Genomic DNA, 25,447 nt, shown 5'->3' with positions numbered 1-25,447 from the left:
CCAGCTTACCGTACAGGAAGAGAACTGTGAATTTCAGAAAAACTTACCGATTGGGAGGGTGTGCAGTTCTGAACTGCAAAACTTCCTGATCGGGAAGCCACGCGATTGATGCAATAGCTGCATAGGTGTGTTCTCTTAACCTAACGAGGAAGCGGTTCAGATACAGGCGGGCGGCATTTACGACTTCGTTTATTGCTCAGCACTTGCTGACAATGCAGGCGGCTGGTTCATGTTCAACCCGACCCAAACTCAGAGCATTCCTGCCGGTCTGATTTTTGCGGTTGCCGCTCCTATCGTGCCGCCTGACTGCATCTATTGTAAGGGTCAGGCTGTTTCTCGCACGGCCTTCGCACGGCTCGTTAACGTGATCGGCGGTTGCTATGGTGTTGGCGATGGCAGCAAAACCTTAAACATTCCTGACCCGGAGGCATTGCCATGGCGTCTGGCAAAAGTGCGGTGCAGCCAGCGCCACCCAAACATACATCCAACATGCCTGCGACCCAGAGACATGCAGAGCGTCGACCGTAAATTGGAGAACACAGCAAAAGGGTCTGAGACCGGTGCAACGGTAACCACCGCGCTGTCACTGATCGTTGGCGTTTCACAAGGACTGCGACAGGAGGCCCACTACACAATTTGGTCTGCCGCAGAGCGCCTTGCAACCTCGCCGCGGATTACGATATCGCTTGGTCGGCGTGCAGTTTTAGCGAACGATTATGCCCGGCCGCCGACAAACCGGATTATTGAAGAGGCGCGCAAAGACGAGTTCAAGGTCCGCTGCTGATTTTTTAGCCGTTCGATCAGCTCCGACTTTTTTGCGGCTCGCCCGAATAGCCAGCCCTGAACAATCAAGTCAGGATTGATTTCTGCCAGCATGTTTTGCTGTGCCACGGTTTCCACGCCTTCAACGACGAGTTCAACGCCGCTTGCCTGCGCAAATATCTGCATTGCGCTGATCGCAGCGGCGGCGGCATGCATTTTAAGGAATGATGCATCAAGTTTACAGCCATCGACGGACAAGTGCAGCAAGCGTGTCATGCTGGAAAAGCCGGTGCCAAAATCATCGAAATAGATTTGGTAGCCCAGGTTCCGCAGCTCCGAGAGATGCAACGCGACCGCTTCGAGCGATGCGGACTGCCTTTCGGTTATTTCCAATGCCAGTGCGTGCGCAGGCATCGTCAAAGCAAGCCGCTTCAACCGATCGCAAAGCGCGCCAGCTGCAAGATCCGGTGCGGAAATATTGATACTAATGCGAAAATCACGGTCCATTGCCTGAAAAGATGGCCAGTCAGCGGCAACGCGCGCAATCACGTAATCGGTGAGGACCCCAATCATGCCGGTTTCCTCAGCCCGCGCGACGAGCCTTTCAATGCTGGTCTTGCAGCCTGGCCAGCGCAGCAAAGCCTCGGCGCCCATGATCCTGTGATCACGCAACCTAACAAATGGCTGGTAATGGACTTCCAGTTCACGGTTCTTCAGAGCCGCCGACAATTTGCGTCTGAATGAAACATCATCCGCAAACCACAGCCACGCTGCAGCTGCGCAGACGAGGGGCAGAATTCCCGAAACGATTGCGATTTCCTCGCGCGGCAGCCCGGCCGCAAACAGTAATCCCACTTGCGCCGACATGGTCAAAACAAGACCTGTACCCATGGTGATCAGTGTTTTTCTGAACAGGTTCACAAATATGATCCTCAAAAAGGCGTCTCCTTCGCCATTTGCGCGAAGGAGACGATCCCTGCATCCCTTGCGGGGGCGCTGCTGGATGCAGGAATAGGTGGATTTACCACTTCATCTTCAAACCGACACGACCGGCCAGACTGTCGTTCTTGACCCCGTTATGTCCAAGGCTGTGGCTGTAATCGCCGCTGGCAAACAGCGAGACTGTTTCGGTCAATTGACCGGAGAAACCGAGACCGAATTGCCCCCAGCTGCCTTGCGCATCACTTGCGAGCGAGACGCGGTTTTCACCTTGGAGATTGGAGAAACTGGTCTTCGCCTCCCCACCGATTGTGTGCCAGAGATTTAACCGTACCCATGCCGCGTAGCGACGCCCGCTTTCGGCCTGCCATTGGCGGCCAATCTTCGCTCCGACCCGGCCATAGACCGTGTCGGTGTCGGAAAACGCGATCCGTCCAAACCGATCCGATGTGTTGTCGAGCGAGAGGTGCTGATAAATCAGTTGCGCCTGCGGTTCGACCGTCCAGCCATTGCCCAGCCCATGACGGTAACCGCCTTCGAGCGAGGATATGAAGCCCCAGCCTGCTGTGCGCATGGCAATCTGGTCGGCAGAACTGCTTTCGACCCGGTCATAGCGGGTACCCTGGATGACGGCATCCGTATAAAAGCCTGCCTGGTCGAGATGCGTCCAGTAACCACCAAAACTATAGCCGTTCATCGTCAGTTGACCGGCATTGCCGCCATAGACCCGATCGACATTGGCTTCAGCCCGCCCTGCCCCGATAAACAGGCCCGCCAGATCGCGCGATCCGTTTTCCTGTTCACGGCGATAGAGGTCAACTCCCCCCTGAAACCCACCAAGGGTGAAGTCATAGGACGGCCCATCCCGATAAAAATCATTGAGATAGTCCTGCGCATTACCGGAGGCTGATCCCGCGTGACCGTGTTCGCCAAAGCCGCGCAACCAGAAGGCTGAAAGGTTGGGATCAAGCGTGTCGCGCCTGTCGTGATAGGTGCCGAGCATCGCCAGTCCGAAACGGTTTGCCAGAACGGGTGCGACCATATCGAGTGGAACTTCAGGCCGATAATTGGGCAATTCAGGCTCCGGCTTGGGATCGGGGCCAGGATTTGGATTTGGGTCTGGTTCCGGGTTGGGATCGGGATCGGGCGTCGGAGCAGGATTGTAGCTTGAGCGAAGATACCATTTACCATCGAAATTGCCGGAGCGGTCCTCGGCAAACAGCGTGTAATCATAAGCGCCGGCTGCGATGCGCCCCTGCTGGACAAAGGCGTCATTGCTGGCCTTTGCGGCATCCACAATCATGATGCCGTCGCCGACGGTGAGCGCTCCAAGGCCTCCCGCATTGTTGACACTGACGGAACTTGTCCCGCTGACATTGCCTTCAAAGATCAGTCGATCGGTTTCCGAGCCATCATCGCCAAGCTTGCTGTTGAGCACAAACAGGCCGTCGGTCGAGGTGAAGTCACCCCTGACCGTCAGGGTCTTGAAACCTGCCGAACCGGGGGCGGCAAATGAAATCGTACCAGCACTTTGCAGATCGTTTATAGTCGAGGCGCCGGTGATCTCCCAACCGCTGGTGGCGTCAATCACCAAACGATCAAGAATACCACCGGTGTCGCTCACCCGCGCAGCGCCTTTGAGCAGGCTCTTGTCGCGCAGATTGAAATCAACGACACCGCTGCCGGCGACAATATCGCCTTCCATCAACGAGCCTTGCGCATTCACGCTTGCGGTACCGACCGGCATTGGAATGACATTGGTGCCATCATCATAGATATAATCCGCACTGGAGAACAACAGGGCATCGTCGCCTGTGCCGCGCACGTGACTGTTTTGGAGATTGAACGTGCTTGTGGCACCGCCACCCACCCGCAAGGCCGGCCCTTTCGCCGCTGTGATTGTTGAACCTGCGACGTTCACGCGATTGACATGCTTGGTGACTGGGGTGACATTTTCCGGTGTGTTGTAACCGACAAGATAGATACCGGCCGCATTCTCACCTGTTGTCGCAATCGTGGTGTCAGAGATATCCATCTGCGAGCCGAAAGTGACGGCAGCGCCATGGGCGTAGTCGCCTGTGGTCGTTATCGTGGTGCCTTGAGAAAGGGTCACCATGCCGGTACCATGGCTGCGGGCTCCGATCGCACTGTCGCCACTGGTCGAAATGATCAATCCGCGCCCGTCAATTGTCGATTTGGTGGTCGCGACAAGGCCGTAGGCGCTCTCACCTTCGGTGGTAATTCTCGTGCCGGTGAGTGTGACATGCGAAGGTGCCCAAGCGGCAACGCCGCCATTGCTGGAACCCACACCATGCCCACCCAGTCCGTAGGTGTGGATAGAGCCGCCATTGATGACAGAGCGAACATGGATGTTCTCGATCCCGGTCGCGTTGATGCCATGGGTAATGATATCAACATTATCCACCTGCAATCTGACCTGACTGGTGTCACTTGAGTCATTGGCAGCAAAGATGCCGTTGCCGTAATCGCCAAAGGTTTCGATCCGGCCGTTGGTCAAGATAACATTGCTGTTTGAATTGGCGTTGACCCCATAGGCGCCGCGACTGGTGGTCGTTGTGTTGGTGAGCGTGTTGAAGCCTGCGCGTATATCGAAATGATTGGCTGTGAGCTGTCCGCTCATGGCAGAAATTCCGGCACCATTAAAGCTGGTGATGCTGGTGTTCTCCACCCGTGTCGACGCAGCGGTCGAACCGTATTTTCCCTGCATCGAAATGCCGATATCGTCTGCAACTATGCTGCTGCCGATCAGCGAAAGCTGGCTTTCGCCCATCGTCAGAATGCCGCGGCGACCTGCACCGGTTCCGACGATTTCCACATTCTCGAGATAAAGCGAAGAGCGGTCGCCGGACAGATTGACGACGTTGCCTGCGACGCCGGTTGCCACCAGCCGTGCGGTCTTGCCGGGCGCACCGACGATCCGCACGACGCTGGGCGCAGCAGAACTGTAGCTTTCCACCCGCAAGGCTTCCGCCGCACGACCTTCACTGAGGAAATCGACATCGGAATTGGTGACAGTAAGTGTTCCATTGGTGACCCACACTGCTGCGGCATCAAGCTGACCCGCGACACCGGTTGTATGCGCATGAGCTTCCCCGTTGTCGATCACGCTTTCCTGACCGGATCCAACTCTGATCTGCTGGGCATTGGCCGGCGTCAGAACGAGGCCCATCGCCAGTGATGAAACGCCCAACAGGCATGCCAGCCGGTGGCGGTTTAAACCGGAAAATTCAATACGATGCTTTAGAGACAACATAAGGGCCATCCTTGGTGGAAAGCCGCCGTCGCCCACAGAACCTGCCTCAAACACGGCATGTCTGCGATCATGCAGAAGACCAAACAAGACCGCACGCGCCTGCAATCAATTGCAGGCGGGCCCCAGTCCTGTCAGGTCATTGGCATAAAAAGCGATGCGTGCGGCAAGCTGCTTTTTGATTTCTGCCGCTATGTATTCAATCTGGATGCAGGAGAATTGCGTAAAACTTCAGTGGTTTTTATAAAAGACCGCTAATTGAGCAAATCATTCTCATTGCGGCAAAATATGAGCGTGACGATCTTTCCAGCGGATGAAGACCACGCAGTTTTCGAACGAAATGGGGAGGATGGATGCTCTGTGTGAATAGACTTGCAACCGCGCCTGACGAGGCGCCGGGCGTGAGAGGGTGACTGCGCAGCAAATGAGCGAGTTCCGAAATTGAAAGGCCGCTGAGCGGCCTTCCTGGTTCAGGCAACGCTGCGCCGGAACGAGGCGGGTGTGGTGCCTGCGATCCGCTTGAACAGCGTCGCGAAATGCGCCTGGTCCGAAAAACCGCAGGCGAAGCCTATTTCAGCAAGCGGCAGGACTGAACTGCCGAGCATCTCTTTGGCTTTTTGAACCCGCACGCGCATGACGTATTGATGCGGCGTGATATGCATCGCCGCCTTGAAACGTTGATGAAAGCTCGTCCGCCCCATGCCGGACAGCGATGCCAGCTCGCCGATGTGAATATCGCGGCTGAGATGTTCGGTGATATAGTCATCGATCCGCCGCAGCTGTCTTGACGTGAGACCGCCATATTGCTCGGGCTTGATTGCTGTGGGCGCGACAATCGAATATTTCGCCAGCAGGTCGGCACAGAGCGCACGTGCAAGATAGTCTATCTTCAATTGGGAAAGATTAGCCGGCTCCGCCAGCGATTGCTTTATGGCGCGCAACAACCAGCTCAGACTGGTGCTGGTGCGTCCGAATACCGGAAGCAGCGAGACACGATCAGGCTCTATCTCAAAAAGCTCATAGGCAGTCTCCTGCAGAAGTTCTGGCCTCAGAAAGACATGAACCGCCTCGGTGGGGTTTCCGATCAGGCAATCGACCGCAGTCAGCGGTTCAGCCATGCTGATGGAATAGGCTGGAAGCACGGCGAGCTCATCATGACCGTTGATACTGCGATGAACCTCGGTCTCACGCAGACCCATGCTCAGCCAGAAAAATGGCACCGAATGATGCAGACATTCATGGGGATGTTCGAGCGTATGGGCTGCAAAAAGATCCTGCCAGCCATGTCTCTGGCTGCTGCGGATGGTTTTGACTTCCCTGGTGACAAAAAGGGAGGTGTCCTTGCCCAGAATGGGGAATTTTTCCCCGCGATCAGGAAAAGCTGCCGTCTCGACGGCGTTTTCGACTAGATGTTTCATCGATGCACACTTTGCCTAATTTGGCTCTCTTTCGACCGAGAGGCCAAACGATTGAAATATGCAGCGCCCAGAGAGGATATAAGCGGAATGTCGGCGCCAAACAACTGTGGCTTGAATGAGCCAGTCGGTCGTTCTCAATCGGGTTTTCGTCAATGCCCCGGCACAATTGGCCACGAGCAGGCTTGTTTGGTAATATAAATTATCCGATCTTGATAACCCTTGATCGAAATCAATCATTTGGATCGTATTGATTGCGCTACAATCGGGTTATATTTCAAGTCACTACAATATAAGCGATTTTTTTGCGAAAGATTCTTCATTAAATATAATTAATCAATCGCAATGAACGGTCTTTGGTCGAAAGATTACAGATTAGATCCTTGATCATCATGGAAGATCATCAGCGTTCCTTATTCGTCTTGGCGTTTGGATCACGGTCCAAGTCAAGATTACAGGGAGAAGGGCTTAGGATCACAGACCCGCCGTGACGGCGGCGGATGCGACTGTGACCGCCGTTCAGCTGCGATCGCGACGGCGATCGGTCGGACCGGATACGAGCAGGGCTGATATCAAAGCCAAGCTCAAGGTCATGATCCGCGTGCGAACGCGGGAGCGCCAGGCTGATTGCTAGCTTTGACGAACCGGAGCGATCTCTTTGCGACCAATCAGAAAAAGCGCCAGGGCGAACAGCGCAACCGCCCCGTGAACCCAATAGGCGAGAGCGTAACCGCCATGATTTGTCAGCCAGCCAGCGACGACATTGCTCAAAGAAGCACCGATGCCCTGAACCGTCATGACTGCAGCCAGCCCGACATTGAACCGCCCTGTGCCTGCCAGGATCTGTTCGGCTGCGACCGGTGTTGCGATGCCAATCAAGCCCGCGCCAATACCGTCGAGGATCTGCACCGGGAAGATCACCGGATAGGAACTGAACCAGCCAGCAATCGCGCCACGGACAGGCAAGGCGAGCAGGGCGATGATGAAAACGGTGGCAAGGGAGAAGCGGCGGATGAGAAAGGGCGCAGCAAGAGCCATTGCGATCATGGAAAGCTGCGAAACACCGGTGATAATCGCGGTGGTGCGAAACGGTGTGTCGAGTTGGATGGAGAAATCCTGGGCGATCAGCCGGCTCATTGGTGCATTGCCGAAATGAAAGATCATCAACACGCTCGCCAGCAGCAGCAGGCCCTTGCGACTGAACAAAACCGTGATGCCGGACGGACCAGGCGTGCCGTCATCATGGGCCAGTCCGCGGGCGACATCATGATCGATGTTTTTCGGATTGATCGCGAGCACTGAGACAATCGTTGCCGTCGCCGTCAAGAGCATCAGTCCGATAATGCCTTTGGTACCAAAGGCGGCCGTTGCGAAATAGATCGCCGCAAGCGATACAACATTGCCGGCGTGATTCCAGAATTCGTTGCGCGCGACCTGCCGGGAAAAACGCGCCTCCCCCACCAGTCCCAGGGTCAGGCCCATCAGAGCAGGACCAATGACAGCGCCAACGATCGCTGTTGCTGATTGTCCGCCAAATACCGAAGCATTGCCGGGACTGGCCAGCGTCCATAATGCCGCGAATGTGACCAGAATGACCGGGATGATGATCAGGGTGCGCTTGCGATGTGAGGCGTCCACCCACGCGCCGAACAGCGGGGTGGCGATCATCCCCAGCACACCGCCCAAAGTGGCAACGATACCCAATGTCATCGGCGACCAGCCCTTCGTTGCCAGGAATCCGTCGAGAAATGGACCAAGCCCATCGCGCGCATCGGCGAGAAAGAAGTTGAGAACCGCCAGGGCCACCAGTGACCGGTCTGACAAGCCGTTACCCGTATTGGGTTGCATGCCGCGCTCCTGCTTGCAAGACCATGAATTGGAAATATTGCGCAAAACGAGCGGCTTGCAAAAAGGTTCCAGATCACAAGCTGCGCTTTTTACCAAGAGGCTCTGTTTTCAATTGTTGCAGGAATGCGCAATCCACATCCATTCAGGCGAGAGCGAGAAGGCTGTCTTTGATGGAGTTTGTGGGTGCTGCGCTTTGTCTGAGCATGGCGGCCTGATTGATCAGCAGTTTGCGCAGATATCCACCTTTGGAGCCGGACCGTCGCCTGCTATATTTGATAGGCTTCCAGTCGTCTGTCAGACCGAGTTCCACGCAGGTTTCAAGCAGGCTATCCCACAATCCAGCTTCGGCCCAGCGGCGAAAACGCACGTAAACCGAATTCCACTTGCCGTAGCGCTGGTCCATATCACGCCAGGGGCAGCCCGAGCGCAGCACATAGAGCATTCCATTGAAGTAGCGGCGATTGTCATAAGAAGGGCGGGAGCGTCTGCCCCGCTCGGCGGGAAGCAGTGGCGCAATGATCTGCCATTCCCAATCCACCAGATCGCCTCGAACCAAAGCTGCCTCCTGAACGCAAAAACTCTTCGGCCCGATTAGTTGACAAAGCATCCTGTCAATGGCCCTGCTAGAAGCACTCCGAACCAAATGAAAGCGGTCGCTCAGTTCAGAGTGCTGCGTCAGGGGGAAACTGCGAGGAAAGCCCGACGCCTTGATAGTGAACCATGTCGGGCGAGCGCTGCCAATCGCAAGTCGGTGGGGAAAATATAAGCAGTTCAACAATCGCGCCCAGCAGGCCTGTGGTGGGGCTGTTATCGCTGCCCCACCTCATCACGAGCGCGCAGTGCCGCGCCGATCTTCACAGATTGAGATTAACCGTCTCAAGGGTCTGACGCGCCCGCATGATCGATTGTGGCCCGGCATTGAGCAGGTCGACCAAGCCGCTCCTGGACTTCGGCAGCACGATGGCGACCTGTTCCAGGTTCAGCGACAGACGGCGATTACAAAGGGTCAGTCCATCGGTCATGATCCGGAATGCCCGTTCGGCTTCCAGATCATTGCTGAAGAATATCCCGGACCAGTCATCGGCTGGATCATGGGTAATACGATAAAGTCGTTCCACGGATTCTGTCATGTCCTTACTCCCTGAGCATTGGCGGTACGCCCCCGCGAATGCATGCTCATTGATCCCTGGTGATCGGGGAGTTAGTAACCGCATAGCGCGGCCCTATGGCCTTTAGCTCAGAGAGCCTGTTGCATACGCCACAGGCTCCCCGACCCTAAGGTCAAGGAGTCAGTGCCAATTTGGTGGCACCAGCCTAGCTATGAAGGGTTACTACGCCCTGAACTGTCGCGTCCACAGTTCGAGCGGTAAGCTATTCGATTTGCCGGTGCTTGTCTTCCCTGAAAGTGAGGGGGTAGTAAGTTGCCGACCGCAATTTGCAGGGGGGAGGATTTTTCAGTGCTGCGTGTAAGGACACCGGGTTCTGTCCTGCTTGCTGGATGCGGTGCAAATCCCGTCGTCCTAGCTGCAGAGCGCCATCAGGCTCGCGGGAAGAAACAATGGCTTTGAGCGTGAAGATCGGGCCATGCCCTTTTCAGGCGAGCAGCGCGCTGAGATCATGGGCTTGGTCATTGCCATCACGCAGATCCAGTTCGGATTCGACATGATCGAGATGATGCGACATCAGGTGGACGGCTTTGTCTCGTTGCTGGCTGGCGATCGCTTCGACAATTTCTGCATGTTCATTGGGTCCGCAGTTGAACTGGTCGGTGTTGCGATAGACGGCGGTGATCAGCGAGGTTCGCGAAACCAGGTCGCGCATCATCGGCGACAGAAAATTGGAGTGTGCAAGTTCGGCCAGCAGCAGATGGAAGCCACCGGATAATTTGATGATGTCGGTGGTGATATTGCGGCTATTGGCCAGCCGTTCCTTGGCAACATGCTCCTGGAGCCGCTTGATATCGGCGCGGGTCGCCGATCGGCAGAGATGTTCGACGACACAGCGCTCCACCGTGCGCCGCACGAAGAACACGTCGCGCGCTTCCCGAACGGTCGGCTTGCAGACGAAGGCGCCGCGATTTGGCAGAATATCAACCAGTCCCTCGCGTTTTAAGGCAGCGAGTGCCTGGCGGATGCGGGCACGGCTGACCTTGAAAATGGTCGCCATTTCCTCTTCCTTGAGCTGGACGCCGGGGCGCAGGCGCCGCTCGGCGATCGACAGCCAGACTTTCTCGACAATATGCTGTGTTGACGCGTCCCTCTGCCCTGCCATGAGCCCTCCTCCCCTTCTGCATCAACAAGCGCGCTGCAGAAGAAAAAGTCAACCATCATGGCAAGCTAAAGGGGACAAAATTGTCTACAATAAAGCTGTGATTTCCGCCTATGCGATGCGTTTGGTCAAGGCAGAACCTTTGCTGAGTGGATAGTCATAGCTGTTGACTTTTGATGTGGCATAGCCGGCTCCGACCAGGGCTTCGGCCATCTTGATTGCTGCCGTTACACCGTCAATGACTGGAACACCGGTGGCGTGCTTAAGGCGCGCGCACAGCGACGACATGCCGGCACAGCCCAGCACGATGGCTTCGGCGCCATCCTCATCCCTGGCGCGTTTGATCTCCGAAATCAGCAATTGCTCGGCCCGCTCGCGCTCCTCTTCCAAGGCAAGAACCGGCAGATCGATCGCCCGCACCTTGCGACAGTGCCGCTCGGCGCCATAAGCAGTGACCAGATCCTCGATGATGGCGACCGATCGGGGCAATGTGGTGATGACCGAAAAGCGCCGGCTGATGGTCATGGCGACCTGGATGGCCGCCTGACAAATACCGATCACCGGGCCGGTCGCCACTTCGCGCGCGGCGTTAAGGCCCGGATCATCGAAACAGGCAATGACATAGGCATCGACGCCCTGGCTCTCGCCCTTGCGAATTTCCGCAAGCAGGGAGGGTACGGCGAGAGCTTCATCCGCCCCCCCTTCGATACTGGCCGGCGTATCCAAAGGATTGGTGGCGGAAATCCGGGTCTGGCTCTGCTTGACCAGCAAGGCGCTGTCAAGCGCCTGTTTTGTCATGGAAGCGGTCGAATTGGGATTGATCAAGTGAATATGCATGCTGAAATTCTCTGCTGCCTGGCTGCGGGTCTATTGGTCCGGCTTGCTGAAATTGCCGATCGGCGGGGCTTTCAAAACAAATTGACGGTCGGAGGTGAGGTAATTATCGGCGTGCAGTCGGGCGATCGGCTGGTAGAATTGGGGATCGACATAATGGCCTTCGGCATCCAGGCAATTGCGGCGGACATGCATCTGCACCACCTCGCCCAGAACCAGTGTGCGCCGGGGATAATCAATCAGGCGCTCGACACGACATTCAAAGACGCAGGGCGCTTCCAGCGGATAGGCGGCGTCGATCTTGCTGCAGGGCTGCGCGGTCAACCCTGCCATTTTGAGTTCATCGACCTCGGTGTCAAACCCCAGACCGCAGATCAGCATTTGTTGCGATAGTGCCATGTCGACCATGCTGACGGCGAAAGCGCCAGAACGGCGAATATTGGCCATGGTGTCCTTTTCCTCACCCGATAGCCGCGGCTGGATGCCCAGCACGACAATCGCCGGATCGTGCGAGAAAACGTTGAAGAAACTCATGGGCGCGGCGTTGTTATGTCCGGCAGACGAGCGTGTGGTGACCAGCGCGATCGGACGCGGACCAATGAAGTTGGTCAGCAGACGATAGCGGCTTTGCGGGTCTATTGTCTCGAAGTCAAATTCCATGGGCAGCCCAGACTGTGGTAAAATCATCTACAAAACTATCTTTTATTGTCGACAATAAAGCAACTGTTTAAATGTGCGAGTTGACTTTTTCCCGCACATGACGATTGTCGATTCCAACACGGAGAAGTCTTAATGAATGCAGCAACGGCCATGTCGATCGAACAGATCGTTGAGAAAGTCTGGCTTTCGATCGCCGAACGGCGATTGCGTCCTGGCATCCAGCTCAAGGAAGAACAGCTCGCCGCCATCTTCAATGTCAGTCGCGCCCGCATCCGCCAGGCGCTGACGGTGCTTGAACGCGATGGGCTTGTGACGATGATTCCCAATCGCGGCGCCTTTGTCAGCAAACCGACCGTGCAGGAAGCCCGTGACGTGTTTTCGGTGCGACAGGCGGTGGAGCGCTGCATTATCGAGCGGCTGTGCGGCTCGCAGCTCAAGGACAGTGTCAAGCGGTTGCGCGCGCATGTCGAATTGGAGCGGATTGCCAATGCCGAAGACAGCACCACCGACATTATCAAGCTGTCCGGCGGCTTTCATCTTCTGCTGGCTGAACTGACCGGATCCGACTTCCTGTTTGCCACCATGCGGGATCTGATTTCCCGCAGTTCTCTGATCACCGCGATCTATCGCAACACCGACCGTTTCAATTGCGGTCCGGACGAGCATGCTGAAATCGTCAAGGCAATTTCTGCCAAGGCGGTGGAGAAAGCGGTTCATCTGATGGCCCATCATCTTGAGCATGTGGAATCCGAGCTTGATCTGAGCGAGATCCGGGAATTGTCCTACGATCTGCGCACGGCGCTGGCGTAAAGGGTCCGGAGCCGGTTTTGCCGGCCCCGATTGACGGGCGCTCAAATCTCCATTTCCACCAGGTGGCAGGCCACGCGGGTCTTGTTGGGGAGAAGCTGCATTGCCGGCGCTTCCCGGGCGCAGCGTTCGATGGCAAAGGGGCAGCGCGGATGGAAGGTGCAGCCGGATGGTGGTTTGAGCGGGCTCGGCACTTCGCCCGTGGTCGGCTCACGATTGCGGTTGGGCTCTGCGATATTGGGGATCGTCTGCAGCAAAAGCCTGGTATAGGGATGACGCGGCTCGGCAAACAATTCTTCCGTCTCACCCTCCTCGACGATGCGTCCAAGATACATCACGGCAATCCGGTCCGACATGTGGCGGACAACGCTCATGTCATGGCTGATGAACAGATAGGTCAGACCCAGTTCATCCTGCAGGCGGCGCATCAGATTGAGCACCTGCGCCTGCACCGACACGTCGAGCGCAGAGGTTGGTTCATCGCAGACCAGAAACTCCGGCTCGCTGGCCAGGGCGCGGGCGATCGAAATGCGCTGACGCTGGCCGCCTGAGAATTCATGCGGGAATTTCTCGCCGTCGGAAACCGAGAGCCCGACAAGGGTGAGGAGTTCCTCGACCCGTGCGGTGATTGCGGAGGCTGTTGCGCGCAGCTTGAGTTCACGCAGGGGTTCGGCAATGATATTCTTGACACGCCAGCGCGGATTGAGCGAGGCGTAGGGATCCTGGAAAATCATCTGCGCCGATAGCGGCTTGCCACTTTTTCCGGGTGCAAAACGCATGCCGCCGCTGGTTGCAGGATAAAGGCCGGTGACCAGGCGCGCCACCGTCGACTTGCCGCAACCGCTTTCCCCCACAATACTTAGACAGCCGCCCGCCGGCACCGTGAAGCTGATATCATTGACGGCCTTGAGATATTGCTTGGGCTTGCGTTCCACAAGGCGGTTGAGCCAGGGAGCCGACACATCGAAAGTCTTGACGAGCCGCTCGACCGTGAGCGCCGGTTGATTTTTTGCATGGATCGTCATGCGGTACCTCCTGCATTGAGCCAGCATGCGCTGGCGCTCGCTTCAGAAAATATCAGTTCCGGTCTTTCGCGATGGCAGCGTGGTCCGGCACTTTTGCAGCGTGGATTAAAGGCGCAACCCTGTGGAATCGCATCCAGCCGCGGCATCGAGCCATCGATCTGGTTGAGTTTCTCGACCCGCGCGCCCAGTGACGGGATCGAGGCCATCAATCCCTGGGTATAGGGATGACGCGGCTGGTGCAGCACCTGTTCAACAGGCCCTACTTCGATGAGCCGTCCGGCATACATGACCGCGATGCGGTCGGCGGCTTCCGCAATCACGCCCATATCGTGGGTCACCAGCATGACGGCGGTCTGCTTTTCCTTGCAGAGTTTGCGCAACAACGAGATGATCTGCGCCTGGATCGACACATCAAGAGCGGTGGTCGGCTCGTCAGCAATGACCAGTTTCGGCGATGCCGCAAGCGCAAGCGCGATCACCACACGCTGGCGCATGCCGCCAGAAAACTGATGCGGATAATGATTGACGCGCTCCTCGGGAGAGGGAATGCCGACATCACGCAAAAGGTGCACGGCGCGTTCGCGGGCTTGCGCCTTGTTCAGACCAAGATGCCTGCGGATGGTTTCAACGAGCTGCGCGCCGACGGTAAACAGAGGATTGAGCGAGGTGAGCGGATCCTGGAAGATAGCGCCGATCTCGCGACCGCGAATTTTTTCCATGGCGCGGTCGTCAAGCGTATCAATGCGCTGCTGGCCGAGCCAGACCTCGCCGCCGGCAATATGGCCGGGTCGCTCAAGCAGGCCCTGGATCGCCAGACCGGTCATGGACTTTCCGGCACCTGACTCACCCACCACACCGAGGATCTCACCGGGGCGAATGGACAGGCTGACATCGGAGAGCGCGGTCACGGTGCCACGTCGACCGGGAAAATCAACTTGAAGATTACGGACTTCGACGACGGCTTGCTGTGTCTCAATCATGGGAATTTCCCTCGAGCGGATAGCTGGGTGGAAAGATGTCGGCGACGGGCGGATTGCCAAAGCTGCGCTCGGGATATTTGGCAATCAGGCTGTCGAATTGCGCTTGCGCGATCTCCCGCGCGGCAACCAGATCAAAGCCTGCGAGCTTGCGATCGAGCATCGAGAGGCGGCCATCGACAAACACCGCCTTTGTGATCTTGCCCGATCCGCCGGTGATGATGGTGGTAATTGGATCGATGGAGGGTGCCATGAAACAGTCATCGAGACGGAAGACGGCGATATCAGCCCGTGCGCCTTGCGACAAATGTCCCAGATCCGTCCGCCCCAGAGCCTTTGCACCGCCCAGCGTCGCGGCATCGAACAGATCTGCGCAGCGCAGACGATCCGGCGCCTGATCGGCCACCCGTCCGGTGATGAGACCCGCCAGAAGGTTCATCAGCATATCGGGCGGGGTTGTATCGGTCCCCATCGCGATGTTGATGCCACGGCTGCGGCAATCGGAGAAGGATTTCAGGATCGACCCGCCGCGCCCCGAAACCAGCGGGCAATGGACGATGGAAACGCTGTTTTCGGCATAAAGATCAAGATCTCGATCGGTTGCGTTGGTCGCATGGGGAGCGATGAGACGCTCGCTCAACAAGCGGTGTTCTGACAGCCACACCGGTGCGGTTGAACCATGTAGCTGCTGCACCGTCTCCACTTCCATCGCGCCTTGCGCCATATGAAGGCGAAACTTGCATCCCAGATCACGCGCGGCCGCATCGGTGCGCTTGAGCAGTTCAAGCGTCGAGGTTTCCACCCGATCGGGGGCGAGCATGCCGCGGATCAGATCCCCATGCCGGCCGCTCTGGCGCTCGATATAGGCGATTGCGGCGGTCAAGCCCTGAAAGCCGCGTTGTTCATCAAACACCGGAACGATCCGGCCCGGGGCTTCCAGCACCATGCCACCGGAGCGGTAGGCGGGGCTGAGATAGACACGCAGGCCCAGTTCGCCGGCAGCATCGGCTGCAGCGTCGAATTCTGCGACCGTCTCTCCCCATTGCCGATAAAACAGCGAGGCGATCGGCGCTGCGGTGGTGATCCCGTTTAACAGCAGTTGCGCGAAGGCGAAGCGTTTCTGGAATGCCAGTTGCATCTCGCTATACATTTCATAGGGACCAGCATCGACGTAGCTGCGTGGCCATACCCGCCCCTTGGCCCAGCCCGGATGATGATCGATACCAAGAATAGTGGTATCGAGATCCGACAGCGCGTCGAGGTCGATCAGCCCGGGGCTGATCAGAGCCTGGCCAAAATCGATCCGGCGAGCCACCTCTCCGGTAAAATTGTGGCCGACAAACAGGATTTCCCCGTTTTCAAAGACCACCTCGCCCCGCCTGAGCAGCCGATGCCCGCCATCCTTGTGACCAACCACCCAGTCGGCGGTGATCCATGTGCGCCCTTTTGGTCTTTCGCCGAGCACCAGCGCCTGCAAATCCTGGGTCATCATGGCATCTCCACCACGGCGACACCGTTGCGTGCGCTTACGCGACCTTTCTTGACCACCAGCGGACGTGGCGCGACATCGACCACGGCATGCGCCAGTGTTTCACCGGTCAACAGAGTGAAATCGGCGTTGCAACCGACGGTGAGACCGTAATTTTCTAGCCGCATGACATCGGCCCCGCCCTCAGAGACGATGTGGAGGAGATGTTCCAGCTCATGATCGGAGCGCACGCCATTCTTCATGCCGATGATCCGGGCACGATCAAGCATGTCGGGCTGTCCCCACGGCCCCCACGTGTCGCGAATGCCATCACAACCACCACCAATGCGCACACCTGCCTCCTTGAGCCGCCTGATCGATGGCACGGTGGCCGACGGGGCGCCGGTGGTCAGGATGGCAACATCGAGCAGAGCGAGTTGTTCGATGAGCTGACCGACCCGCAGATAGTCGTTCATGCCGAGAGCGAAGGCATGACTGATCGCCACCTTGCCTTGCATGCCATGCGCGCGGATGCGCTCGAAAATCAGCTCCATGGTAAAGGCGCCCAGATCACCGGTTTCATGCAGATGAATATCGATGGGTACCCCATGTTTTGTGGCGAGGGCGAACAGGATATCGAGCTGGCCCTTCGGATCACGGTCGATCCCGCACGGATCGATGCCGCCGAGCACTTCGCAGCCCTGGCGCAGGGCTTCGTCGAGCAAGTCCTTTGTGCCCGGCATCACCATCAGGCCAGATTGTGGGAAGGCGACGATCTCGATATCGATGATGTCTTTGAGTTTCTCACGGGTTTCCCACACCCCTTCCACCAGCGACAGGCCATGGGTGGGGTCGATATCGACGTGACTGCGGATATGGGTAGCGCCATGCGCAGCGAGACCGATGGCATGGCGCATCGACTGTCGGTGCGGATCAAGGCCGATTTCAAGGCGATTGTCCCGTTCAAAATCGATCCGCTCGCGCAGGACGGCGGCGCGGTTGTTGACGTGCCAGGGCATGCCCCAGGTTGTCTTGTCGAGATGGGTATGGGCGTCGATCAGCCCCGGTGCAACGATGGCGTTGCCGCCGTCTTCGACCGCCATACCGGCTTCTGCCTCAAACTGGCCGAAACCGGCGATTTTGCCGTCCCTGACCAGCATGTCGCAGCTTTCACCTGCCATCGGGCGGATGTTGCGGAGCAAAAGATCGTGCATATGGCTTACCTCAGTTTTGGATTAAGAGCGTCGCGCAGCCAGTCACCGAGCATATTGACGGCAACGACGAGCAGGCAGAGCTGAATGACGGGAAACACCACGATCCACCAGGAGCCGGAAAACAGGAACTGATTGCCGATCCGGATCAGGGTTCCCAGTGACGGCTGGCTTGGTGGCATGCCGATGCCCAGGAAGGAAAGTGTCGCCTCGGTCAGGATCGCCATCCCGAAATTCAGCGTCGCGGCGACCATGATGGGTGTGAGTGTATTGGGCAGGATATGCTGGGCCATGATGCGCCGTGCCGGCACCCCGATCAGCCGCGCTGCCGAAACGTAATCCTTGCCGGCTTCGACGATCGCCTGGGCGCGCACGGTTCGCGCATATTGCACCCAGGCCGATAGCGAGATGGCCAGGATCAGCACGGCGGAGGCACCAATCTCGCGCAGGCTGACCGGCAACATCTGACGGACAACCGTCGACACCAGAATGGCGACCAGAATGGTTGGAATCGACAAGGTGATATCGCCAAAGCGCATCAGCAGATTGTCGATGAAGCCACCGAAATAGCCGGAGATGAGGCCAGCGGTCAGCCCGATGATCAGCGAGAGGATAACCGATGCGATACCGATGACGATCGAAATCCGCGTTCCATAGAGAATGGCCGACAGCATGTCGCGTCCCTGGGTGTCGGTGCCCAGCAGGAACGGCCATTCACCGCCCTCCTCCCAGAGCGGCGGCAATTCCGCCTTCCACATATCGAGCGCTGCCCCATCATAGGGATTTTGCGGCGCGATCAAGGGGGCGAAGACTGCGGTCAGGATCAGCACTGCCAGCAGGGCTGCACTGACCATTGCCGTCTTGCTGTGGGTAAACGACCACCAGAGGTCACTTTTGCGGATACGGCTCAACAGCGAGGCGCGCGCGACGGGATTGGCTTGTGAGGTGCTCATGACATTGGTCTCCCGTTTGATCAGCGAGCGGTGCGCAGGCGCGGATCGATGACTGCATAGGCGACATCAACCAGGGTGTTGAGCACGACGAAAATGAAGGAAATGATGCACAGATAGGCCGCCATCACCGGAATATCGAGGAATGTGACGGCCTGGATGAACAACATGCCCATGCCCGGCCATTGGAAGACTGTTTCGGTAATCAGCGCGAAGGCAATCAGCGAGCCGATATTCATCGCGGTCATCGTGACCACCGGCATCAGACAGTTGCGCAGGGCATGGCTGAAATAGATCCGCCAGCGCGGAATGCCGCGCGCACGCGCGAATTTGACATAGTCGGATCGCAGCACTTCCAGCATTTCGGCGCGCACAAGACGCATGACCAGCGTGACCTGATAAAGCGACAGGGCAATGGCGGGCAACAGGATCGCCAGGCGGCCCGAGGGGGTGAGAAGACCGGTGGACCAGCCGCCGATCTGAATGACATCGCCGCGCCCGAAGGCTGGAAACCAGCCAAGCGAGACCGAGAATACCAGGATAAGCAGAATGCCGACCACGAAGCTTGGCAGGGAGACCCCGACAATCGACAGAAACTGCAGGCCCTCCGTATACCATTTCCCGCGCTTGATGGCGGTGAGAACGCCCAGCGGCAAGCCGAGCAGCAAGGAGATCAGCGTTGCTACGAACACCAGTTCCAGTGTTGCCGGAAAACGCTCGGCGATCAGGCTCAGCACGTCCTGGCCGTTGCGGTAGGAAATACCGAAATTGCCTTGGGCGGCATTGACCACAAAGCGGCTATATTGCGTCAGCAGGCCATCGTTAAGGCCCAGGCGCTCGCGCAGATTATCGCGGTCTGCCTGCGTCATTTGCTCATTGGCCATCATTTCGACAGGGTCGCCGGCCAGCCGGAAGATCAGGAAGGCGAGCAAGGCGACAGCCAACATCACCATGACAGCGTTTGCCAGGCGCTTAATGATAAAAACCAGCATAAAATTCCCTCGGTAAAAGCGGGGTACGCCGGGAGGCATCCCCCCGGCGCATCACAATTGGATTATGGGGCAAAATGCGTCAGCCAGTGACGCGGCTTGTTGTCGGGCAATTGCACGATCCTGTCGATTTTCTTCGACATGACCCATGCCATCGGCTGCTGGTGCAGTGGCAGCATCACAATTTCGTCCTTGGCCATTTCAAGCGCCTTTGTCTGAACGGACAACCGGTTTTCGCGATCCATGTCGGTGGATGCTGCATTGATCAGCTTGTCAATCTCCGGATAGCTCCAGCCACCCCAGTTGAAGACCCCGGCATTGGCTGACTTGGTGGCGATCATCTGCAACAGGATGGAATAGCTGTCGAGCATCGGTTCGGTTGCCCAGCCAATCAGATAGACATCGGCCTTGCCGCCGGTCCGCTTGGGTGCCTGGGCCGCGGTCGGCGCGATGTCGAGCTGCGGTTTGAAGCCGCCACGGCTCAGCATATTGACCATGCCCTGGCACAATTCCTCCTCGTTGACATAGGCATCGGTGGTGCAGACCAGCGTGAAGGGAAAGTCTTCCGCCCCCGCCTCGGCGAGAAGCTTTTTGGAAAGCGCCGGATCATAGGAAAGCGTCGTGTCGAGTTCCGGTGTGTAGCCTGGGATTTCCGGGGCGATCACCGCGCCGGCTGTCCGCGACTTGCCGCGCATGATCCGCTTCTGGATGAGATCGCGATCGAGCGCATGCGCGAAAGCCTGTCTGACGCGCAGGTCATTGAACTTGTTTGTGGAGCCGTCGGCAAGTGCGGGCTTGCGGTTGAAGCCGATCATGACCGTGCGAAGATCGGTGCGCTCGAGCACATTGAGTTCGGGCTGGGCCTGCAGGCGGGGCAAGTCCTGGGAAGGCGCGTTTTCCGTGAAGTTGATTTCGCCCGAAAGCAGTGCCGCGACCCGTGTTGCGGCAGAGGTGATCGGCGTGAATTCAATGCGATCGATATTGGATTGCGACTTGTCCCACCAGGCCGGATTCTTCACAAGCACGGTTTTTGAATCGGGCACACGGCTTTCAAGCTTGAAGGGTCCGGTGCCATTGGTGTTGTAGGTGGCATAGCCCTCGATCTTGGCACCGACATCGGTGGGCTTTTCGGAATTGTTGTTCTTCAGCCAATCGGCATCGAAGATGTGGATATTGGTCAGATCGTTGAGAAGCAGCGGATAGGGACCGCTCAATTGGATATCGACGGTATGATCATCGACCTTGCTTGCCGATTTATAGGAGGGCAGATTTCCGCGCAGCGGCGAGACCGGATCACTGACCCGCTTGAGGGATGCGAGCACATCATCTGCGGTAAACTGGGCACCGTCGTGAAATGTGACGCCCTTGCGCAAATGAAAGCGCCAGGTGGTGTCGGAGATATTTTCAAAGGATTCTGCCAGCGCTGGTTCGATCTTCAGATCGGCGTCGTAGCGAACCAGCCCTTCATAGACATGATTGAGAAAGGACAGCGTGTAACTATCCCCGTAGGAATAGGGATCAAGCGAGTAGATATCGCGCGACGCCCCCCATTTCAGTGTTTCGGCATGGCCCGACAAAGTCAGGCTCGCCAGCACCACGGCCGCGAGGCCCAGTCTGTTCAACATTGATTGCTCCGCTTCTGGAAATTTGCGCCCCCTTTGCGGGGATCTATTCTTCCTTTATCTCCACACCATGATTGGTGCGGCGACGTTTCGTTCGCTTGCCGCATGCACGGCTTTTATCGAATGTGATTTCCTCCCTCACCAATGGTCCTGCCTTTGTGGCTTTGCTTGCGGACCAAGGCCAACATAAGTCTATTAGCAAAAAGTTGTCAACGTGATTGTTGACAATATTTGCAGGTTTGCGCGTCGTATATGTCGACAAAAATTGCGGCAGGATTGGCGACTGATCAATCAGTCCAGAAAGGATAGCTGGGTTGGAAGATGTCTTCGACCGGTTTGTGCTGCCAGCTGCGATCGGGATATTTGCGGATCAGCCCCTCATATTGGCTTTGTGCTCTTATCCTTGCCACGCATATCGATGCCGGCGACCGCACCCGACAGCATCGAGAGGCGGCCATCGACGAAAACGGCCTCTGTCACTTTGCCCGAACCACCGGTGACCAGGGTGGTGATGGGGTCGACGCTGGGGGTCATGTAGATATCATCGAGGCGAAACACCGCTATGTCGGCTTTTGCGCCCCTCTTAAGTGCTCCGATGTCAGTGCGCCCCAGCGCCTGAGCGCCGCCGAGCGTGGCCGCATCGAACAGATCTCGGGAGAAGGCGGCATCCGACGCCTTTTCTGCAATCCGGCAGGCGATCAGGCCGACGAGCAGGTTCATCAGCATGTCGGGGGGTGCTGTGTCGGTTGCCATGCCGATATTGATGCCGCGCGCGCGGCAAGCGGCGAAGGAATGAAGCATGCTGCCCATCCGGGCGGAGACCAGCGGTGAATGGGCGATTGAAACGCCATGCTCGGCATAGAGATTGAGATCGTCCCCAGAGGCATGGGTAGCATGTGGCGCGTAAAGCCGCTCGCTCAACAAGCGATGTCTGGCTAGCCATTGCGGCGCCGACATGTTGTGAAGGCGCTGCATGGTGTCACGCTCAAGCTGCCCCTGGGCCATATGGATCCGCACCCGGCAGTCAAGATCGCGTGCCGCCGCCATGGTGCGGTCAAGCAAGGGCAACGTGCAGGTTTCGATCCGATCGGGGGCCAGCAGACCATTGATCAATCCGCCGAAACCGCCGTGATTGCGCTCGATGAAGCCGATAGCATCGCGCAGGCCTGCAAAGCCGCGCGCCTCATCAAATATCGGTTCAATCCGCCCGGGCGCTTCGAGAACCATGCCGCCGGAGCGATAGGCCGGACTGAGGAAGACCCGCAATCCCAGTTCGCCGGCAGCCGCAGCTGCCGCTTCGAATTCGGTGACCGTTTCCGCCCATTTGCGATAATAGAGTGAGGCGACAGGCGCGGCGCTGGTAATCCCGTTCAGCAGAAGAAGACCGAAGCTGAAACGCTTTTGAAAGGCCAGCTCCTCTTCGGAATACATTTCATAGGGTCCGCGTTCAAGATAGGAGCGCGGCCAGACACGGCCTCTCGCCCAGCCGGGCTGGTTGTCCTGCACCAGCAGATAGGTATCGAGATCGGAAAGGGCATCGAGATCGATCAGTCCGGGGCTGATCAATGCCTTACCAAAGTCGATGCGGCGGTCCACCTGGCCTTGAAAAGCCGGACCGAGATAGACGATTTGATTGTGTTCGAAGACGATCTCGCCGTTATGCAGCAGGCAATGGCTGCCGTCGCGGTAGCCGAGCAGCCATTCGGCGGTCAAAAGTGTTTTGCCTTTCGGTCGCTGCCCCAGCTGCAATTGCGCGGCCGCGGACGGCGGGTCGGATAAGGTTTGCATAAGAGTTATCCTTGGCACTTGATGTGAAAAGAGCGTCTCCCCGCGGGGAGACGCTCTTTTTTGGTGACTGCGGCGGGCCGGTCTATTCCGCCATTTTCGTGTGCCAGTGGCGCGGCTTGTTATCAGCGCGGAAATCCACGCTCTCAACTTTTTCCAGCATGCCCCAGGCGATGGGTTGCTGATGCAGCGGGATCAGGATTGCCTGATCCTTGGCAATCTTGAGTGCCTGTTCTTCCAGCGCCAGCCGTTTTACGGTGTCAGGCTCTTCGGCGGCCTTTTTGACCAGCTCATCGAGTTCTGGATAAGACCAGCCGCCATAGTTGGAAACACCGGTTGAGCCACTGCGGGTGGACAGCACCTGCGAGAGCAGGGAATAGGCATCAAGCGTTGGCTCATTGGCCCAGCTCAGATTGAACATGTCGGCCTTGCCATTGGTGCGCTTTGGCTGCTGAACGGCACGCGGCCCCATATCGATGGTGGGTTCGAAACCCGCCCGCTTGAGCATGTTTGCAATGCCTGAACAAATATCCTCTTCATTGATGCTTTCGTCATTCATGCACAGATAGGTGAAGGCCAGGCCCTTCTGGTTTGCTTCTTCGAGCAATGTCTGCGCGCGTTTTGGATCAGCCGGCTGATAGACATCCAGTGCCTCGGCATAGCCGGCGATTTCTGGTGCAATCAGCGAACCGGACGGGCGAGCCAGGCCACGCATGATCTTCTTGTTGATGAGGTCGCGATCGATGCTTGCTTCGACCGCCTGACGCACGCGCGCGTCCAGAAACGGGTTTGGGCGTCCATCCTCGAGCTTTTCCTTGCCGTTGAAACCAATGAAGACGGTGCGCAATTCGGTGCGCTTGGCGACCTTGATGCCAGGTGAGGATTCAAGCCGCGGCAGATCCTGGACCGGCGCGGAATCGACCAGATCGATTTCGCCCGACAGCAATGCCGCCACACGGGTGGCAGCTGAAGAGATTGGCACATATTCGATGCGGTCGAGATTGTGCTTCTTTTCATCCCACCATTGCGGGTTGGCGACAAGCACCGTCTTGGCATCGGGTACGCGGCTATCGAGTTTGAACGGGCCGGTGCCATTGGTGTTGTGGGTGGCGTAATTCTCCGTCTTGGACGCAATATCGGTTGGCTTTTCGGCCTTGTTGTCGGTGAGCCACTGCGCATTGAACATGAAAATATTGGTCATATCATTGAGGAAGAGCGCGGTTGGCGCCGAGACCTCGATATCCACCGTGAAATCATCAACCTTCTTGACGCCGACATAAAGCGGAATATTGCCGCGCAATGGCGAGGTCGGGTCAGCAACGCGGTTCATCGATGCAACCACATCATCGGCGGTGAAATCGGCACCATTGTGGAACTTCACACCCTTGCGCAGGCTGAAACGCCAGAATTTATTGTCGACCAGTTTCCATTCCACAGCAAGGGCCGGCTCGATCTCGAAATTGGGTCCGTAGCGGATCAGTCCCTCATAAATATGGTTGAGAAATGCAAGGTTCGAGGTAGAGGGGACGGAGTCGGGATCGAGAGAATAGATATCGGCCCTGCTTCCCCAGCGCAAGGTTGCAGCATCGGCGGAGGAGACCGCAAGCGGGGCTGCGATGGCCACGGCGCTGAGTGCGGCGATGAGAAACCTGTTGAAACGCGTCATGCTCTTCCCTTCATGAATGACGATCGATCCGTTGCACCGGATTTTGTCGCACTATCATAATCCTCTTATGTATTGTCAACGATATTGTTGGCAATTATGATCTAAAACATCAACAGAGGGAAATGTTCGACCCACCACGTCAGAGCGGGCCGAACCAGAGAAAAGGGGGACGCGATGCAAGGGTTACTGCTGCTTCACGGGACGATCGTGACTGTCGATGCCGATCGACGCATTATCGAGGATGGGGGGCTGGCGATTGACGGCGACCGGATCGTTGATATCGGCAAGGCAGCGGATATGGCAGCCCGGCATTCGGACAAACAGATTATCGACTGCACGGGCAAGCTGATCATTCCCGGTCTCATCGATGCGCATGGCCATGCGGGTCATGCCTTGATCCGCAGCATTGGCGCCGATACCAATGCGTTGTGGATGAAGATTGTTACGCCGACTTATTATCATTATGTCACTCGAGACTATTGGTATGCGGACGGCCTGGTTTCCGGTCTTGAGCGGCTTTGTGCCGGGGTCACGACTGCGGCGAGCATCATCAGTTCGATGCCGCGCAGCGATGATCCGCAATTTGCCATCAATCATGCGCGTGCCTATTCGGAGCTCGGGCTGCGCGAGATCATCTGCGTCGGTCCTGCAGGCCTGCCCTGGCCGCAAACGGTGACGCGGTGGGAGAGTGGACGACCGCAGCGTCATGCGGTGGATTTTGAACAGATGCTTGCGGGTGCGGAAAGCGTGATTGAAACACTTCATGGCACGGCCGAGGGGCGGATCAAGGTGTTTTTGACTCCCTTTACCATTGTGCCCTCCGTTGAACCATCCAACGCATCGACGCCGGATTGGGGGGGGCGGGTGTGCGGGGGGGGCCGGGTGGCGGGCCCCCCCCATTGCGGGTCGGGGCCGCCAAGGGGGGGGGGGGGTTATTTCGTGCCCCTTTG

Annotated in this window: 21 protein-coding genes and 2 pseudogenes; 5 read left to right on the top strand and 18 right to left on the bottom strand. The window is 57.5% G+C overall.

All coding sequences use genetic code 11. The features are described 5' to 3' along the window. Window positions 1-229 precede the first annotated feature (229 nt). Window positions 230-784, top strand: a complete 555-nt coding sequence (locus ABWV94_RS19150; protein WP_353414962.1) for a tail fiber protein — start codon at window positions 230-232, stop codon at window positions 782-784. Here the strand turns inward: ABWV94_RS19150 and ABWV94_RS19145 are convergent. Then, window positions 715-1,683, bottom strand: coding sequence for an EAL domain-containing protein (locus tag ABWV94_RS19145; RefSeq protein WP_353414960.1), 969 nt, complete (start codon window positions 1,681-1,683; stop codon window positions 715-717). The genes ABWV94_RS19150 and ABWV94_RS19145 overlap by 70 nt on opposite strands. Before the next feature lie 100 nt (window positions 1,684-1,783). Next, window positions 1,784-4,975, bottom strand: a complete 3,192-nt coding sequence (locus ABWV94_RS19140; RefSeq protein WP_353414958.1) for an autotransporter family protein — start codon at window positions 4,973-4,975, stop codon at window positions 1,784-1,786. Between the two features lie 69 nt (window positions 4,976-5,044). Between ABWV94_RS19140 and ABWV94_RS19135 the strand changes: the two genes are divergently transcribed. Beyond that, window positions 5,045-5,230 (top strand): hypothetical protein, encoded by a 186-nt coding sequence (locus ABWV94_RS19135; RefSeq protein ID WP_162761714.1) that lies wholly within the window; start codon window positions 5,045-5,047, stop codon window positions 5,228-5,230. A 212-nt stretch (window positions 5,231-5,442) separates the two neighbouring features. Here ABWV94_RS19135 and ABWV94_RS19130 read toward each other — a convergent pair whose 3' ends face one another. Beyond that, entirely contained in the window at window positions 5,443-6,114 is a 672-nt protein-coding gene (locus ABWV94_RS19130) for a helix-turn-helix domain-containing protein (protein WP_353414956.1), read from the bottom strand. A 12-nt stretch (window positions 6,115-6,126) separates the two neighbouring features. Between ABWV94_RS19130 and ABWV94_RS19125 the strand changes: the two genes are divergently transcribed. Then, on the top strand, window positions 6,127-6,381 hold the full coding sequence (locus ABWV94_RS19125; RefSeq protein WP_353414954.1) for a hypothetical protein: 255 nt from the start codon (window positions 6,127-6,129) through the stop codon (window positions 6,379-6,381). A 636-nt stretch (window positions 6,382-7,017) separates the two neighbouring features. On the opposite strand, the gene ABWV94_RS19120 is transcribed toward ABWV94_RS19125, so the two are convergent. The 6 genes and pseudogenes from ABWV94_RS19120 to ABWV94_RS19095 form a co-directional block, all read right to left on the bottom strand. Beyond that, the gene (locus tag ABWV94_RS19120) at window positions 7,018-8,235 is read right to left on the bottom strand and encodes an MFS transporter (RefSeq protein ID WP_353414952.1); all 1,218 of its coding nucleotides are present in this window, start codon (window positions 8,233-8,235) and stop codon (window positions 7,018-7,020) included. A 280-nt stretch (window positions 8,236-8,515) separates the two neighbouring features. Beyond that, window positions 8,516-8,791 (bottom strand): annotated as a pseudogene (locus tag ABWV94_RS19115) (transposase); the annotation flags it as partial. Between the two features lie 298 nt (window positions 8,792-9,089). Beyond that, window positions 9,090-9,365, bottom strand: coding sequence for a hypothetical protein (locus ABWV94_RS19110; protein WP_113497607.1), 276 nt, complete (start codon window positions 9,363-9,365; stop codon window positions 9,090-9,092). Between the two features lie 463 nt (window positions 9,366-9,828). Further along, window positions 9,829-10,506 carry a GntR family transcriptional regulator gene (locus ABWV94_RS19105; RefSeq protein ID WP_353414948.1) on the bottom strand — a complete coding sequence of 226 codons (678 nt, stop codon included), beginning with the start codon at window positions 10,504-10,506 and terminating at the stop codon, window positions 9,829-9,831. Window positions 10,507-10,614: 108 nt separating this feature from the next. Next, a complete protein-coding gene (locus ABWV94_RS19100) occupies window positions 10,615-11,340 on the bottom strand; it encodes an aspartate/glutamate racemase family protein (RefSeq protein WP_113497611.1) in 726 nt (241 codons plus the stop codon). A 30-nt stretch (window positions 11,341-11,370) separates the two neighbouring features. After that, complete coding sequence (locus tag ABWV94_RS19095) at window positions 11,371-11,997, bottom strand: flavin reductase family protein (RefSeq protein WP_113497613.1); 627 nt, start codon at window positions 11,995-11,997, stop codon at window positions 11,371-11,373. 132 nt (window positions 11,998-12,129) lie between these two features. On the opposite strand from ABWV94_RS19095, the gene ABWV94_RS19090 reads away from it, so the two are divergent. Next, window positions 12,130-12,807, top strand: a complete 678-nt coding sequence (locus tag ABWV94_RS19090) for a GntR family transcriptional regulator (protein ID WP_113497615.1) — start codon at window positions 12,130-12,132, stop codon at window positions 12,805-12,807. 41 nt (window positions 12,808-12,848) lie between these two features. Here the strand turns inward: ABWV94_RS19090 and ABWV94_RS19085 are convergent, their stop codons facing one another. The 9 genes and pseudogenes from ABWV94_RS19085 to ABWV94_RS19045 all read right to left on the bottom strand — a co-directional run bounded on the left by ABWV94_RS19085 (window position 12,849) and on the right by ABWV94_RS19045 (window position 24,497). Continuing rightward, complete coding sequence (locus ABWV94_RS19085; protein WP_353414945.1) at window positions 12,849-13,829, bottom strand: ABC transporter ATP-binding protein; 981 nt, start codon at window positions 13,827-13,829, stop codon at window positions 12,849-12,851. Beyond that, a complete protein-coding gene (locus ABWV94_RS19080) occupies window positions 13,826-14,809 on the bottom strand; it encodes an ABC transporter ATP-binding protein (RefSeq protein WP_353414943.1) in 984 nt (327 codons plus the stop codon). Before ABWV94_RS19080 ends, ABWV94_RS19085 begins: the two co-directional genes overlap by 4 nt. Then, window positions 14,802-16,295 (bottom strand): amidohydrolase family protein, encoded by a 1,494-nt coding sequence (locus tag ABWV94_RS19075; RefSeq protein ID WP_353415093.1) that lies wholly within the window; start codon window positions 16,293-16,295, stop codon window positions 14,802-14,804. The genes ABWV94_RS19080 and ABWV94_RS19075 overlap by 8 nt, the downstream gene beginning before the upstream one ends. Further along, on the bottom strand, window positions 16,295-17,488 hold the full coding sequence (locus ABWV94_RS19070; RefSeq protein ID WP_113497622.1) for an amidohydrolase family protein: 1,194 nt from the start codon (window positions 17,486-17,488) through the stop codon (window positions 16,295-16,297). The genes ABWV94_RS19075 and ABWV94_RS19070 overlap by 1 nt, the downstream gene beginning before the upstream one ends. A gap of 5 nt (window positions 17,489-17,493) precedes the next feature. Continuing rightward, entirely contained in the window at window positions 17,494-18,438 is a 945-nt protein-coding gene (locus tag ABWV94_RS19065) for an ABC transporter permease (RefSeq protein ID WP_353414941.1), read from the bottom strand. A gap of 20 nt (window positions 18,439-18,458) precedes the next feature. After that, window positions 18,459-19,427 (bottom strand): ABC transporter permease, encoded by a 969-nt coding sequence (locus ABWV94_RS19060; protein WP_353414939.1) that lies wholly within the window; start codon window positions 19,425-19,427, stop codon window positions 18,459-18,461. Between the two features lie 62 nt (window positions 19,428-19,489). Continuing rightward, window positions 19,490-21,049 (bottom strand): ABC transporter substrate-binding protein, encoded by a 1,560-nt coding sequence (locus ABWV94_RS19055; RefSeq protein ID WP_113497628.1) that lies wholly within the window; start codon window positions 21,047-21,049, stop codon window positions 19,490-19,492. A gap of 284 nt (window positions 21,050-21,333) precedes the next feature. Beyond that, window positions 21,334-22,834: pseudogene (locus ABWV94_RS19050) on the bottom strand (amidohydrolase family protein). Window positions 22,835-22,916: 82 nt separating this feature from the next. Then, window positions 22,917-24,497, bottom strand: a complete 1,581-nt coding sequence (locus tag ABWV94_RS19045) for an ABC transporter substrate-binding protein (RefSeq protein WP_353414936.1) — start codon at window positions 24,495-24,497, stop codon at window positions 22,917-22,919. Window positions 24,498-24,671: 174 nt separating this feature from the next. Between ABWV94_RS19045 and ABWV94_RS19040 the strand changes: the two genes are divergently transcribed. Next, window positions 24,672-25,447: amidohydrolase family protein (locus ABWV94_RS19040; RefSeq protein WP_353414934.1), on the top strand; the 776-nt coding region annotated here is incomplete at its 3' end.

Origin of the sequence: Brucella sp. NBRC 12953 (assembly GCF_040369775.1) — a bacterium.
Lineage (GTDB): Bacteria > Pseudomonadota > Alphaproteobacteria > Rhizobiales > Rhizobiaceae > Brucella > Brucella pseudogrignonensis.
This window is presented reverse-complemented; position numbering and strand designations above follow the sequence as displayed.